Raw genomic sequence first — 15075 nt, forward strand, 5'->3', positions numbered from 1 at the left:
GCATGGCGCGATATCGCGTCGTAAGAACAAGGCGGTCGCGCGCGTCTGCTACAGGCGTTATTGGCCGGAAACAAACGTAGGAGCGAGCGCAGCTCGCGATGCGCCGCGCGGGCGGCGCTCGGTTTCACAGGCACCCTCAAAAACCGCCCCTTTCATCTATCTCAAACCTTCTGATCAAAAGTTGCTCAAATCCTGAGCAATTTCCGCTATAATTCGCGCCCCTCATTTTCGGCAGGCCCTGCGCGCGCTGTTAACCAATGAAACTCATCGTCAAAGTCTTCCCAGAAATCACCATCAAAAGCCGGCCGGTGCGCAAGCGCTTCATCCGCCAGCTCGGCAAGAACATCCGCAACGTGCTCAAGGATCTGGATCCAGAGCTCGCGGTCGATGGCGTCTGGGACAATCTCGAAGTGGTCACCCGCGTCGAGGACGAGAAGGTTCAGCGCGAGATGATCGAGCGCCTGACCTGCACGCCGGGTATCACCCACTTCCTGCAGGTAGAAGAATACCCGCTGGGTGATTTCGACGACATCGTCGCCAAGTGCAAGCACCACTTCGGCCATCTGCTGGCAGGCAAGCGTTTTGCCGTACGTTGCAAACGTGGCGGGCACCACGACTTCACCTCGATGGACGTCGATCGTTACGTCGGCAGCCAGCTGCGCCAGCAATGCGGCGCCGCCGGCATCGACCTGAAGGCGCCAGAGGTAATGGTGCGTATCGAAATCCGCAACCAGCGCCTGTACGTCATTCACAACCAGCACAACGGCATTGGCGGTTACCCGCTTGGCGCTCTTGAGCAGACGTTGGTACTGATGTCCGGTGGCTTCGACTCCACCGTGGCCGCCTACCAGATGATGCGCCGCGGCCTGATGACCCACTTCTGCTTCTTCAACCTTGGGGGCCGTGCCCATGAGCTGGGGGTAATGGAAGTTGCGCATTATCTGTGGAAAAAGTACGGCAGCAGCCAGCGGGTGCTGTTCATCAGCGTGCCGTTCGAAGAAGTGGTCGGCGAGATTCTCAACAAAGTCGACAACAGCTACATGGGCGTGACCCTCAAGCGCATGATGCTGCGCGGCGCCGCGCACATGGCCGAGCGCCTGCAGATCGATGCGCTGGTCACTGGGGAAGCGATTTCCCAGGTCTCCAGCCAGACGCTGCCGAACCTGTCGATCATCGACTCGGCCACCGACAAGCTGGTGCTGCGCCCATTGCTGGCCAGCCACAAGCAAGACATCATCGACCAGGCCACGCAAATTGGCACGGCCGACTTCGCCAAGCACATGCCCGAATACTGCGGCGTCATCTCGGTGAACCCGACCACCCATGCCAAGCGTCACCGCATGGAACATGAAGAAAAGCAGTTCGACATGGCCGTGCTGGAGCGCGCCTTGGAGCGCGCCAAGTTCATCTCCATCGACCATGTGATCGACGAGTTGGGCAAGGACATCGAAATCGAGGAAGTGGCCGAGGCGTTGCCGGGCCAGATCGTCATCGATATCCGTCACCCCGATGCCCAGGAAGACCAACCTCTGGTGCTGGACGGGGTCGATGTGCAGGCCATGCCGTTCTACGCGATCAACAGCAAGTTCAAGCATCTGGACCCTACACGCCAGTACTTGCTGTACTGCGACAAAGGTGTGATGAGCCGTTTGCACGCACACCACCTGCTCAGCGAGGGACATGCCAATGTGCGTGTTTATCGTCCGACATAAGACGCCAGGGCTGTATGGCGGCAGCATCCGCCATCGCCCTCCCGACCATCGGGCCCGCTGAGCCTCAAACTCTACCTATTCGCCGCCTACACTGGCGGCAACCGAATCCTCTGATCGAGATACAGTTGTGATCGAAAATCTGCGTAACATCGCCATCATCGCCCACGTTGACCATGGTAAAACCACCCTGGTCGACAAACTCCTGCGTCAGTCCGGCACCCTGGAGCGTAACGAGCTCAACGACGAGCGCGTCATGGACTCCAACGACCAGGAAAAAGAGCGCGGTATTACCATTCTGGCGAAAAACACCGCCATCAACTGGAATGGCTACCACATCAACATCGTCGACACCCCCGGCCACGCCGACTTCGGTGGCGAGGTTGAGCGTGTAATGTCGATGGTCGACTCCGTGCTGCTGCTGGTCGATGCCCAAGACGGCCCAATGCCGCAAACCCGCTTCGTAACCAAGAAAGCGTTCGAAGCCGGCCTCAAGCCAATCGTCGTGATCAACAAGGTCGACCGTCCGGGTGCGCGCCCTGATTGGGTACTGGACCAGATCTTCGACCTGTTCGACAACCTCGGTGCCACCGACGAACAGCTGGACTTCAAAGTCGTCTACGCCTCGGCCCTGAACGGCATTGCCGGCCTGGACCACACCGCCATGGGCGAAGACATGACCGCCCTGTACCAGTCGATCGTCGACAACGTACCTGCGCCATCGGTTGACCGTGAAGGCCCGTTCCAGATGCAGATCTCCGCTCTGGACTACAACAGCTTCCTCGGCGTTATCGGCGTTGGCCGTATCGCCCGTGGTCGCGTCAAGCCGAACACGCCAGTGGTCGCCATCGACACCAATGGCAAGAAGCGTAACGGCCGTATTCTCAAGCTGATGGGCCACCACGGCCTGCACCGCGTCGACGTGGAAGAAGCCCAGGCTGGCGACATCGTCTGCATCAGCGGTTTCGACGAGCTGTTCATCTCCGACACGCTGTGCGCCCCAGATGCGGTAGAAGCGATGAAGCCGCTGACCGTTGACGAGCCAACCGTTTCGATGACCTTCCAGGTCAACGACTCGCCGTTCTGCGGCAAGGAAGGCAAGTTCGTCACCAGCCGTAACATCAAGGACCGTCTGGACAAGGAACTGCTGTACAACGTAGCTCTGCGCGTTCAGGAAACCGATTCCCCAGACAAGTTCAAGGTATCGGGCCGTGGTGAGCTGCACCTGTCGGTACTGATCGAAACCATGCGCCGTGAAGGCTTCGAGATGGCCGTGGGCCGTCCTGAAGTGATCATCCGCGAAGTCGACGGCGTCAAGCAGGAGCCGTTCGAGAACGTCACCATCGACATCCCTGAAGAATCCCAGGGCAAGGTGATGGAAGAGATGGGCCTGCGTAAGGGCGACCTGACCAACATGGTTCCGGATGGCAAGGGCCGTGTCCGCCTGGAGTACAACATTCCAGCCCGTGGTCTGATCGGTTTCCGTAACCAGTTCCTGACCCTGACCAACGGTGCAGGCATCCTGACTTCGATCTTCGATCGCTACGACACCATGAAGTCGGGCCAGATGTCCGGCCGTCTGAACGGCGTTCTGGTTTCGGTCGAAACTGGCAAGGCGCTGACCTACTCGCTGGAAACTCTGCAGGCGCGTGGCAAGCTGTTCGTCGAACACGGCCAGGAGATCTACAACGGTCAGATCATCGGCCTGAACAGCCGCGACAACGACCTGGGCGTTAACCCGACCAAAGGCAAGAAGCTCGACAACATGCGTGCTTCGGGCAAAGACGAAGTCATCGCCCTGGTACCGCCAGTTCGCCACACCCTCGAGCAGGCTCTGGAATTCATCCAGGACGACGAGCTGTGCGAAGTGACGCCGAAGTCGATCCGTCTGCGCAAGAAGATCCTGGACGAAGGCGAGCGTACCCGCGCTGCCAAGAAAGCCAAGAACTGAGTTAGCTCAGGCTGAATGAAAACGCCCCCGGTCGAAAGGCTGGGGGCGTTTTTGTTTTGAGGGTGCGCAGTTTTTGTAGCTGATGTCTCAAGGTTGTGTAGTTTGCATCTGCCAGTGCATTTTGCGACTTGTGGGCGCTTTTGGTCATGCCTAGCGTGGCGTGCATTTTCTTGGATAGGAAGCATGACCATGAATTACCGCTTGGCAATGGCCATCCCCTGCCTGATGGTTGGCCTGCAGGCTTGCACCGGGCGCGAATGCGCCAATGCGCGACCGCAGGATGTCGTCCAGTGCCACATGGACAAGGTGCGCCAGGCACCCTTGGAAGCAGAACTGTTGGAACAGGCCTCCGAGCCTGGCTATGCATTGCGTCGTCTGCAGATGGTTTCGCAAGTGTGGGAGCCAGCCCCGGTGCTGGAGCCGCGCCGCTGGGTGCACAATGTCGAGCTGCACATTCCCGACAACGCAGTGCCTGACAAAGCCTTGCTGGTGGTGAACAACGGCGTGCGGCACGGGCCGGCGCAAGTCCCCGACTATGCTCGAGAAGCGTTGCGCGAAATCGCCCTCAAGGCGCAGATGGCCGTGGTCATGATCAGCGATGTACCCAACCAGTACGTGACCTTTAGCGATGTCGACAAGCCATTGCGCGAAGATGACGCCGTGGCCCACACCTGGGCCCACTCATTGCGCGGGGCTGCGCCGGAACTGCCGCTGCATGTGCCGATGGCTGCGGCGGCGAGCCGGGCGATGGACTTGGCCCAGCAGGAACTGGCAAAGCAGGGCCTCACGGTTGAGCGTTTCATCATCACCGGTGCCTCCAAGCGCGGCTGGAGTGCGTGGCTTACGGCATTGGCCGATGAGCGGGTGATGGCCATCGTGCCCAGTGTGATCGACATCGCGGACGTTTCGGCGATGTTGACCGGATTGCGCAAGCGTTATGGGGGGCACTGGCCTCTGGCGCTGGGTGCTTACCAGCAGGCCGGTGTTCTGCAGCAACTGGGCACCCCAGCATTCGAGCGGCTGATGATGATGATGGATCCGATGCAGTACCTGGGCGAGGAGGGGCAGCGGCTGGCCATTCCCAAATATCTGGTGTCTGCCAGCGGCGACGACTTCTTCGCACCTGACCCGGTCACTGATTATCAGCAGCGCCTACCTGGCGTGACCAGTTTGAGGGTGTTGCCTAACTCTGACCATGGTGGCGTGCGAAAAGCGGTGGTCAGCACCTTGGTGCCGCTTGTTACACGCCTGCGCGATGGCAAGCCACTGCCTAGTGTGAAGGTGACAGCGAGCGGGCAGGCCGGGCAGATGTTGGTCGATTTTTCCGAACCGCCAGTGGCGGTGAAGGTATGGACGGCGGGCAACAGTCGGGACCGAGATTTCCGCTATGCCTGCGGGGTGCGTTACCTGTCCGAGACGCTCGCGCCCGAGCAACACTTCGTTTTGCAACGTACGGCGCCAGCTACTGGGTGGCAAGCGCAGTTCGTCGAAGCGAAGTTCGCTGATGGCTTCATCGCAACCAGCCCGGTCAGCGTATTGCCGCAGAGCTATCCCGAGCACCCTCCGATGGATCAGGGGGGGGCTTGCCGCAGCTTCCCCGCGTAGATCGCTTCAGAGGCTGGCTCTGTCGGGCGATGGCTGGTGCCGGTTCGCTGCAAGGGTGCGGCAGCGCATCCGCCTGGCCTCAGGTGCCGGGGTGGGTTTGTTTTTTGGTTGCGGGTAGGCCAGCTTGGGTTCGCCTTGGCATTTTCAGCGCCTGGGAGATCGAGCGCCGCCCGCGCGGCGCATCGCGAGCTGCGCTCGCTCCTACGTTTGTTTCGGGCCAGTTATGCCTGTGGGATTTGCGCGCGAACGCCTCGGTGCATGGCGCGAGATAGCGTCGTATGGACCAGGCGGTCGCGCGCGCCTGTCACAGGCGTTACTGGCCCGAAACAAACGTAGGAGCGAGCGCAGCTCGCGATGCGCCGCGCGGGCGGCGCTCGATATCCGCCGCACCACCACAATCAAGTCAATAACATCAGCTCGATATCCGCCGCACCGCAACACTCAACTCAATAGCGTCAGCGCCCAACCACCTTCGGCTTGTACGCGCAATAACCCGGCCGCGGCCCAACCTTGGGGTGATTGCGGCAGGTGTCCGGGCGTTTGTCATAAATGGTGCACAGCCGGCTTTTACGATCCAGATAGAGGCAATCGTCGTTGCTCATGCGGGTCAGGGTGAAGATCCCCGACTTCTGGTTGAAGCGCTCGATGATGCCGTCTTTCTGCAGGCGTTTGGCGATGTTCTTCGGCGGCTCGTCTTTTTCGAACTCATCCACTACGCCGATGCGGATCAGATCCTTGATCTTCACCTCTACCGGCAGGGTGCAGCACGTCGAATGGCAGCCATGGCACATATTGCTGGTGTAGCGCTGCCAAGTCTCCAGGCGGTCGACTTCGGCCGCGGCGATCAGGGTCGTTTTCATCGTTTTATAAGAGGTGAATCACGGTCTTGGGGCGCGCGATGATACCGGAGTTGTTCAAATTGTGAACAACCTTTTGCCGGATTTGGCAATCGGGCATGAAAACTGCGAACGTCATCTGTCACTCTGTGTCGAAGTGGCTAGTCTCAACACTCTCCCTGTGATTCGTCCATTTGCCCGAGGATGCCGTATGTCCCAGGAAACCAACCCACGTGACGCCGAGGTGGCCGATTTTCGCGCCGCGGTGCTGAGCAAACTGACCTACGCGGTCGGCAAAGACCCAGAGCATGCCTTCGACCATGACTGGTTCGAAGCCATCGCCCTGGCTGCGCGCGACCACATGGTCGACCACTGGATGGACCACACCCGCCAGGCTTACCGCCGCAGCCAGAAGCGGGTCTATTACCTTTCCCTGGAGTTTCTCATCGGCCGGCTGCTGTACGACAGCCTGAGCAACCTCGGGTACCTGGAGATCGCCCGTGAAGCGCTGCAAGGCCTGGGCGTGGATCTTGAGCGCATTCGCCTGCTCGAACCCGATGCGGCCTTGGGCAACGGTGGCCTGGGGCGTCTTGCCGCGTGCTTCATGGAAAGCATGTCGACACTGGGCATTGCCGCCCACGGTTACGGCATCCGCTACGAGCATGGTTTGTTCCGTCAGGCCGTGGTCGACGGCTGGCAACAGGAGCAGACCGAGAACTGGCTGGATTTCGGCAACCCTTGGGAGTTCGAGCGGGCAGAGGTGATCTACCCCATCAGCTTCGGCGGTAGCGTCGAAACGGTACACGACGCCCATGGCGAACAGCGTCAGGTGTGGTGGCCGGGCGAGACCGTGCGGGCAGTGGCCTATGACACCCCGGTGGTGGGCTGGCGTGGCTCGAGCGTGAACACCCTGCGCCTTTGGCGTGCGCGGGCACTGGAAGAGCTGCACCTGGAACGCTTCAATGCCGGCGACCATTTGGGCGCTGTCGCCGAAGTGGCCAGGGCCGAGAGCATCTCGCGCGTGCTCTACCCAGCCGACAGCACCGAGGCTGGGCAGGAGTTGCGCCTGCGCCAGGAGTACTTCTTCGTGTCGGCATCGCTGCAGGACTTGCTGCGCCGTCACCTGAACATGCACAAAGACCTGCTCAACCTGCCTGACGCGGCCGCCATCCAGCTCAACGATACGCACCCCTCGATTGCTGTGGCCGAGCTGATGCGCCTGTTGGTCGATCAGCATGAAATCCCCTGGGACACCGCCTGGTCGCTAACCGTCGGCACCCTGGCCTACACCAACCACACGCTGCTTCCGGAGGCGCTGGAAACCTGGCCGGTGGCGCTGATGGAGCGCATGCTGCCGCGGCACATGCAGATCATTTACCTGATCAATGCCTATCACATCGACGCTCTGCGCGCCAAAGGGCAGCACGATTTCGACGTGCTGCGCGCCGTGTCGCTGATCGAAGAGGACAACGGCCGTCGGGTGCGCATGGGTAACCTGGCGTTCCTCGGGTCGCACAGCGTGAACGGTGTGTCGGCGCTGCACAGTAAGCTGATGAAAAGCACGGTGTTCTCCGAGTTGCACAAGCTTTACCCCGAGCGCATAAACAACAAGACCAACGGCATCACCTTCCGCCGTTGGTTGTTCCAGTCCAACCCGCAATTGACCGCGATGCTGACCGAAGCGCTTGGCCCAGAGCTGCTGGACGACCCCGAAGGCCGCCTGGCCGGGCTGCTGCCGTTTGCTGACAAGTCCAGCTTCCGCAAGGCGTTCGCTGCCCAGCGGCTGCACAGCAAGCGTGCGCTGGCCAGCATCATCCAGGACCGCATCGGGGTCACGGTGAACCCCGAGGCGCTGTTCGATGTGCAGGTCAAACGGATTCACGAATACAAGCGCCAGTTGCTCAACCTGCTGCACACCGTGGCGCTGTACCAGGCCATGCGCAACGACCCCGGCACCGACTGGGTACCACGGGTGAAGATCTTCGCCGGCAAGGCCGCTGCCAGCTACCAACAGGCCAAGCTGATCATCAAGCTAGCCAACGACATCGCGCGGGTCGTGAACAATGACCCGACCGTGCGCGGCCTGCTGAAGGTGGTATTTCTGCCCAACTACAACGTCAGCCTGGCCGAGAGCATCATTCCGGCGGCGGACCTGTCCGAGCAGATTTCCACGGCCGGTTACGAGGCATCCGGTACCAGCAACATGAAGTTCGGCCTCAATGGCGCGCTGACCATCGGCACACTCGATGGCGCCAACGTCGAGATGTGCGAACACGTGGGTGCGGACAACATGTTCATCTTCGGCCTCACCGCCCAGCAGGTAGAGGCGCGCCGCAAAGCCAACGATTTCGGCGCCAGCGCCGCGATTGCCGCCTCCAATCGGCTGAACGACGTGCTTCAAGCCATCCGTAGCGGGGTGTTCTCACCTGACGATCCGTCGCGTTACAGTGGGCTGATCGACGGGCTGGTCGCCTATGATCGCTTCCTGGTGTGCGCGGACTTCGATGCCTACTGGGATGCCCAGCAGCGGGTCGAAGAGCTGTGGCACACCCCGGAGCAGTGGTGGCGCATGGCCGTGCTCAATACGGCCAAGATGGGCTGGTTCTCGTCGGATCGGACCATTCGCGAATATGCCACCGAAATCTGGAAGGCTCTGGATTGATATAAGCCCGTGCTGGCGCCTTCGCCAGTTAACCCGCTCCTACCATCAGCAATCTCCGGCTGCTTGGTGGGAGCGTGTTCACCCGCCAATGGCCCTTGGGCCGACCACCTGCCTGGCGCAGGCTGAACTACCGACCTATTGTGCCGTCAGAGAGCCGTGGTGAGTCTCATCACTCGCTAGCTCGCCACTCTCACTGTAAACTGCGGGGGTTTATCTCCCCCTATCCTTTCGGAGCCATACATGTCCCGCGTTACCCTGAGTCGCTATCTGATTGAGCAGACCCGCAGCAACAATACCCCTGCCGATCTGCGCTTCCTGATCGAAGTGGTGGCGCGTGCGTGCAAGGAAATCAGCCATCACGTGTCCAAAGGCGCCCTGGGCGGCGTGCTGGGCAGCATGGGCACTGAAAACGTGCAGGGCGAAGTCCAGAAGAAACTGGACGTGATCTCCAACGATATCCTGCTTGAAGCCAACGAGTGGGGCGGCCACCTGGCCGGCATGGCCTCCGAGGAAATGGACAACGCCTACCAGATCCCGGGTAAGTATCCCAAGGGTGCCTACCTGCTGGTCTTCGACCCACTGGACGGCTCGTCGAACATCGACGTCAACGTTTCGGTCGGCACCATCTTCTCGGTACTGCGTTGCCCTAACGAATACCTGAGCCAGAACGAAACCCTTAACGAAAACGCCTTCCTGCAGCCAGGCACCCAGCAGGTCGCCGCCGGTTATGCCATTTATGGCCCGCAGACCATGTTGATCCTGACCCTGGGCAATGGCGTCAAGGGCTTCACCCTGGACCGCGAACTGGGCAGCTTCGTCCTGACCCACGAAAACATCCGCGTCCCGGAAACCACCGCCGAGTTCGCCATCAACATGTCCAACCAGCGTCACTGGGAAGCGCCAGTGCAGCGCTACGTGGGCGAACTGCTGGCAGGCGAGACCGGCCCGCTGAAAAAGAACTACAACATGCGCTGGATCGCCTCGATGGTCGCCGATGTGCATCGCATCCTGACCCGCGGTGGCCTGTTCATGTACCCGCGCGATGCCCGTGAGCCGAGCAAGCCGGGCAAGCTGCGCCTGATGTACGAAGCCAACCCGATGTCGTTCATCATCGAACAGGCTGGCGGCGCCTCGACCAATGGTTACGATCGCATCCTCGACATCAAGCCTGAGAGCCTGCACCAGCGCGTGTCGGTAATCCTTGGCTCGAAGGAAGAGGTCGAGCGCGTCACCGCCTACCACAAGGAGTAAATCATGCTCGCACCTTGGCAGCCGTTGCTGGAGTGGTGGTTCGGTTGGGGCACCAGTCCCCAGGCCGTGGCTGACGAGAAGAGCACGCTGTGGTTCGGTAAGCACTACGATGCCGAGGCACAAGCGCTGTTCGGCGACCTGGTCGAGCACGCCCTGGCCGGTGGGCTCGACGAATGGCAGCAGAGCCCGCAAGGCTGGCTTGGCCTGTTGATCCTGCTGGACCAGTTGCCGCGCATGCTTTACCGAGACACGCCGCGCGCCTTCGAGGGCGACCGGCGGGCCCAGGTAGTGGCTCTGCAGGGCCTGCAGAAGCACTGGGATTACCAGTTGCTGCCGATCCAGCGGGTGTTCGTGCTGCTGGTGCTGGAGCATGCCGAGGTGTTGGACTGGCAGAACATGTGTGTCGAGCGCTATCAGGCGCTGCTACAGGAACAGCCCGAGGAGCACCGGCGTTTGTTCGAAGGCTTCCTTGATTACGCCGAGCAGCACCAGCGGGTGATCGCGCGGTTCGGCCGCTTCCCGCACCGTAACCTGGTGTTGGGGCGGCCGAGTACCAGTGAGGAGATGGACTTCCTGCTGGAGCCTGGGTCCAGGTTCTGATCAGAGCGCCTCTTCGCGGGTGAACCCGCGAAGAGGCGCCGCCGCATTCAGATCCTGAAACTACCCACTAAGTGCTTCAACCGTTCGACCTGATGTTCAAGGTCATTGCAGGCGCGCAAGGTGCTCTGCAGGTTCTGCACGCCTTCCTGATTCAACGTGTTGATTTCGGTGATGTCGACATTGATCGACTCGACCACCGCCGTTTGTTCTTCCGTGGCGGTGGCCACCGACTGGTTCATGCCATCGATCTCGCCAATGCGCTGGGTCACACTGCCTAGTCGCTCGCCGGCCTGGTTGGCGATACCAACGCTGTGGTCACTGTGCTCACGGCTCTGGTTCATGGTGCTGACGGCCATCTGCGCGCCTGCCTGCAGTTCTTCGATCAGGCGCTGCACCTGCTGCGCCGACTCCTGTGTACGGTGCGCCAGGTTGCGTACCTCGTCCGCCACCACGGCAAAGCCGCGCCCGGCCTCGCCGGCACGGGCCGCCTCGATCGCGGCGTTGAGCGCCAGCAGGTTGGTTTGCTGGGATATGCCGCTGATCACATCGAGGATCTGACCAATGTTGGCGGTATGCTCATTGAGCGTTGAGATATTGCCGCACGAATCGCTGATGCGCGCCGATAGCTGGTTCATCACCTCAATGGTGCGGCCGACCACCTGCTGGCCATCTTCGGCCAAGCCCCGCGCCTCGCTGGAGTGCTGCGAGGCCTGGGCGGCATTCTGGGCGATCTCCTGCGCGGCGGCGCCTAACTGGTTAATCGCGGCTGCCACGCTGCTAGTGCGGCTGGACTGCTGATCGGCTTTGTCGATCGACGCATTCGACGCGCTCACCACCTGGGCTGCCACGGCATTGACCTGGCTGGTGGCCGAGGCTACCTCACGAATCGACTGGTGGATACGCTCGACGAAGCGGTTGAACGACTGGCCGAGGCTGCCGAACTCATCGTGTGCATGAATGCTCAGGCGCCGGGTGAGGTCGCCTTCGCCTTCGGCGATGTCATGCATGGCGCGGCCCATCAGGTGCAAGGGCGCCATCAATACGCGGATCAGCAAACCCAACAGGGCGATGATCACCACCACCGCGATCAGCGTAGCGACCACCGCTGAGCTGCGTAGATCGCCCAGCATGGCGAAGGCTGCGTCCTGGTCGAGTACCAGGGCGACGTACCAGTCGGCCGAAGGCACTCCGTCGATGTGGGTGAAGTTGATGAACTGCTTGCGCCCACCTGCTTCGAGTTCCATCAGGCCGCTGCCGATTCGAGGCGTGTCCTGGGGGTAGATATCGGCCAGGGTTTTCAAGGCCAGCTCGGCGTCGGGGTGAATCATGACTTTGCCCTGGCCGTTGACGATGAAGGCATGGCCTTGGCCGTTGAAGTTCAGCGCATTGATCAGGTCGCTGACGGTCTTCAGGTCGGTATCCACACCACTGACCCCCACCAGTCGCCCGGCTTGCTGTACCGGTGTCGCCAGGGTGATCACCAGCTTGCCGGCCGATGCCGAAAGGTAGGGCTCGGTAACGATGGTCTGGCCGCTGGCAGTGGCAGCCTTGTACCAGCCGCGAGCCCGTGGGTCGTAATCGGCAGCGCGGTTACCCGCAGGCACCGACTGCATGCTGCCGTCCTGGCCCCCGAAATAGGTGAGTTGAAAGTTCTTGCTGTACACGGGCAGGGCCAAGCTACGGCTAAGGCTGCCTTTGCCTGGCCCGTCGAGTGCTATTTGCTGGGCCAGGGAGTCGAGCAGCTGGATACGGCTGTCGAGCCAGTTGCGGATGTTGCCTGCGGTAAGGGTGCCCAGGTTCTGCAGGTTGGTTTGTGTGTCGCTGCGCAGGGATTGGCGTTGGCGATAGTCGTTGAACAGTACGAAACAGGTAAAGGCAACGGCCACCACCAGGGCGGCGGCCAGCAGGATCTTGTGGCTGAACTTGAGGTTCTTGGTCATTTTTCTGGTCTGCACAAGGCAAGGCAAAGGAGGGCGCAGGGGCCACGCGGCCACAGCGTGCTCGCTGTGTCGTCTGATCCGGGCAAAACATTAATCGTATACCCACGGCCGGCCGACCAACGGCGTACCACTAAAGCGCAATTGCCGGGGAACCAGGGAGGGATTTTCCCGTCGAAGGTCACTGCAGGCCACTCGCCTGTGTCTACTATCCAGGAGTGTGCCTTCATGTCGTTGCGTTCCCTCGCCCTGTTGTCGTTGTGCGTCGTGCTGACTGCGTGCAGCAAGATCAATCAGGAAAACTATTCCAAGCTCAAGGCCGGTATGAACAAGGCCGAGGTCGAGCAGCTGCTCGGCACGCCCACCGAGTGCTCCGGCGCGCTGGGTATGAGCAGTTGCACCTGGGGCGACGAGAAGAGCTTCATCAGCGTGCAATACGCCTCCGACAAAGTATTGATGTACTCCGGGCAGGGCCTTAAATGAGGCGTCTGCACCTACTGCTGGGGCTGTGCCTGGCCATGCTGCTGGGTGGCTGCGCCAGTACCTCCACCGACCCACTGGCACCGAAGACCGCAGGCAACGTCGACCTCAAACGCTACCAGGGCAAGTGGTACGAACTGGCGCGGCTGCCGATGAAATACCAGGCCGATTGCGCGCAATCCGAGGCGCACTACAACCTCAAGCCCGATGGCTCGTTCGGTGTGCTCAACCGCTGCCGTACGTTGGGTGACGAGTGGCTGCGCGCCGAGGGCCATGCCAACATCCAGGAGCCGGGGCACACCGACAAGCTGTGGGTAGAGTTCGACAACTGGTTCACCCGCTTGGTCCCAGGGGTCGCCCGGGGCGATTACTGGATTCTGTACGTCGACGAGCACTACCGTACGGCGATCGTCGGCAGCCCGGATCGCAAGTACCTCTGGCTACTGTCGCGCACGCCGACCCTGGCGCAGTGGCAGCGCGAGAGCCTCATGGCCAAGGCCCGGCAGCAGGGTTATGACACTAGCCGGCTGATCTGGCGGACACCCGACAAGCAGATCGTGCAAATGCATTGATAACCGAGGGGGCGCTGAAGGCGGCCCCCATCGGTTTCAGGCCAGCAGCGCGCGCAACACCTCGGTGAATGCCTGCTGGCTTTGTGCTTCATCTGCATGGTGGCCCTGGCGCACCACCCACTGCCCGTTGACCATCACATCGCGCACCTGGCGGTCGCCGCCGGCGAACAGCCAGCGGTTGAGCACGCCATCGCCTTCAGCCATGGCGATGTAAGGGTCCTGCCCATCGAGCACCAGCCAGTCCGCCCGCTTGCCCACGGCGAGTTCGCCCACCGGCTGCCCCAACGCCTGTGCCCCGCCAGCCAACGCCGCATCGTAGAGCGTGCGCCCGACCATCGGCTGATCATTGCGGTACAGGCGGTTGCGCCGCTGGTCCCGCAGGCGTTGGCCATACTCCAGCCAGCGCAGCTCTTCAACGACGCTCAGCGACACATGGCTATCGGAACCGATACCCATGCGCCCGCCCTGGGCCAGGAAATCCACCGCCGGGAATATGCCGTCGCCCAGGTTGGCTTCGGTGGTCAGGCACAGCCCTGCCACCGCGCCACTGCGTGCCATGGCCGTGACCTCATCGGCCAAGGCATGGGTGGCATGCACCAGGCACCAGCGCGGGCCAACCTCGACATGTTCATACAACCACTGCAGGGGCCGCAGCCCGCTCCAGGCCAGGCAGTCATCGACTTCCTTCTGCTGTTCGGCGATATGAATATGAACCGGGCTTTGCCGGTCGCTGGCCGCCAGCACTTCAGCGATCTGGCCGGGGGTGACCGCCCGCAGCGAGTGGAAGCACAAGCCCAGGCGCTGTGCCGGCTGTGCCGCCAGGATGGGAGCCAGGCGTGCCTGCATGTGCAGATACTGATCTTGGGAATTGATGAAGCGCCGTTGCCCGTCGTTTGGCGCCTGATTACCAAAGCCTGCGTGGCTGTACAGCACCGGCAGCAGGGTCAGGCCAATACCGCTGCTGGCGGCGGCCGCACTGATGCGCCGCGACAGCTCGTCCGGGTCGGCGTAGGCCTTGCCTGAAGGGTCATGGTGCACATAGTGGAATTCGGCCACCGAGGTGTACCCGGCCTTGAGCATTTCGATGTACAGCTGGCGGGCAATCACCTGCAGTTGCTCCGGGGTGATCTTGCCGACCAGCCGGTACATCAGCTCGCGCCAGGTCCAGAAACTGTCGTCAGGGTTGCCAGCGACTTCCGCCAGGCCCGCCATGGCCCGTTGAAACGCGTGGGAATGCAGGTTGGGCATGCCTGGCAGCAATGGCCCGGCCAGGCGCTCGGCGCCCTCGTGCGAGGCGCCGGTTTGCACGTGGCTGAGCAAGCCATCGCTGGACACTTCCAGGCGCACATCACGGGCCCAACCTGTAGGCAGCAGTGCGCGTTCGGCGAAATAGGCGGGCATCGGCAAATATCCTGTTATTGTTAACTTGTATATACATATACAGGCGTTTGCCTGCCGGGTAAACTGCGGCA

At 61.5% G+C, this 15075-nt stretch carries 12 protein-coding genes and 1 pseudogene; 9 read left to right on the top strand and 4 right to left on the bottom strand.

The window, feature by feature from the left end; translation table 11 throughout:
• From ACK59H_RS00005 to ACK59H_RS00020, 4 genes are all read left to right on the top strand, one after another.
• Positions 1 to 196, top strand: a 196-nt coding sequence (locus ACK59H_RS00005; protein ID WP_409264149.1) for a hypothetical protein, incomplete at its 5' end; no start/stop codon positions are given.
• Positions 197 to 257: 61 nt separating this feature from the next.
• Positions 258 to 1712: a tRNA uracil 4-sulfurtransferase ThiI gene (gene thiI, locus ACK59H_RS00010; RefSeq protein ID WP_060480641.1), complete on the top strand. Its 1455-nt coding sequence runs from the start codon at positions 258 to 260 to the stop codon at positions 1710 to 1712.
• A 127-nt stretch (positions 1713 to 1839) separates the two neighbouring features.
• Positions 1840 to 3660, top strand: a complete 1821-nt coding sequence (gene typA, locus ACK59H_RS00015) for a translational GTPase TypA (protein ID WP_060480640.1) — start codon at positions 1840 to 1842, stop codon at positions 3658 to 3660.
• A 183-nt stretch (positions 3661 to 3843) separates the two neighbouring features.
• The gene (locus ACK59H_RS00020; RefSeq protein WP_409264151.1) at positions 3844 to 5265 is read left to right on the top strand and encodes a PhoPQ-activated pathogenicity-related family protein; all 1422 of its coding nucleotides are present in this window, start codon (positions 3844 to 3846) and stop codon (positions 5263 to 5265) included.
• Between the two features lie 455 nt (positions 5266 to 5720).
• Here ACK59H_RS00020 and ACK59H_RS00025 read toward each other — a convergent pair whose 3' ends face one another.
• Complete coding sequence (locus ACK59H_RS00025; protein WP_003259873.1) at positions 5721 to 6125, bottom strand: YkgJ family cysteine cluster protein; 405 nt, start codon at positions 6123 to 6125, stop codon at positions 5721 to 5723.
• 187 nt (positions 6126 to 6312) lie between these two features.
• On the opposite strand from ACK59H_RS00025, the gene ACK59H_RS00030 reads away from it, so the two are divergent.
• The 3 genes from ACK59H_RS00030 to ACK59H_RS00040 all read left to right on the top strand — a co-directional run bounded on the left by ACK59H_RS00030 (position 6313) and on the right by ACK59H_RS00040 (position 10614).
• Entirely contained in the window at positions 6313 to 8763 is a 2451-nt protein-coding gene (locus tag ACK59H_RS00030; RefSeq protein WP_060479947.1) for a glycogen/starch/alpha-glucan phosphorylase, read from the top strand.
• Positions 8764 to 9003: 240 nt separating this feature from the next.
• Positions 9004 to 10014, top strand: coding sequence for a class 1 fructose-bisphosphatase (locus ACK59H_RS00035; protein ID WP_009681216.1), 1011 nt, complete (start codon positions 9004 to 9006; stop codon positions 10012 to 10014).
• 3 nt (positions 10015 to 10017) lie between these two features.
• Positions 10018 to 10614, top strand: coding sequence for a DUF924 family protein (locus ACK59H_RS00040; RefSeq protein ID WP_060479946.1), 597 nt, complete (start codon positions 10018 to 10020; stop codon positions 10612 to 10614).
• Positions 10615 to 10661: 47 nt separating this feature from the next.
• Here ACK59H_RS00040 and ACK59H_RS00045 read toward each other — a convergent pair whose 3' ends face one another.
• Entirely contained in the window at positions 10662 to 11462 is an 801-nt protein-coding gene (locus ACK59H_RS00045) for a methyl-accepting chemotaxis protein (protein ID WP_409264174.1), read from the bottom strand.
• Positions 11463 to 11516: 54 nt separating this feature from the next.
• Positions 11517 to 12554 (bottom strand): annotated as a pseudogene (locus ACK59H_RS00050) (cache domain-containing protein); the annotation flags it as partial.
• A gap of 225 nt (positions 12555 to 12779) precedes the next feature.
• Between ACK59H_RS00050 and bamE the strand changes: the two are divergent.
• Entirely contained in the window at positions 12780 to 13034 is a 255-nt protein-coding gene (gene bamE, locus ACK59H_RS00055) for an outer membrane protein assembly factor BamE (RefSeq protein WP_207937347.1), read from the top strand.
• Entirely contained in the window at positions 13031 to 13603 is a 573-nt protein-coding gene (locus tag ACK59H_RS00060; protein WP_060479943.1) for a lipocalin family protein, read from the top strand. The genes bamE and ACK59H_RS00060 overlap by 4 nt, the downstream gene beginning before the upstream one ends.
• A gap of 36 nt (positions 13604 to 13639) precedes the next feature.
• Here the strand turns inward: ACK59H_RS00060 and ACK59H_RS00065 are convergent, their stop codons facing one another.
• On the bottom strand, positions 13640 to 15004 hold the full coding sequence (locus tag ACK59H_RS00065; RefSeq protein WP_409264152.1) for a formimidoylglutamate deiminase: 1365 nt from the start codon (positions 15002 to 15004) through the stop codon (positions 13640 to 13642).
• Positions 15005 to 15075: the final 71 nt, after the last annotated feature.

Origin of the sequence: Pseudomonas sp. KCJK9000, assembly GCF_046230725.1 — a bacterium.
Lineage (GTDB): Bacteria > Pseudomonadota > Gammaproteobacteria > Pseudomonadales > Pseudomonadaceae > Aquipseudomonas > Aquipseudomonas promysalinigenes.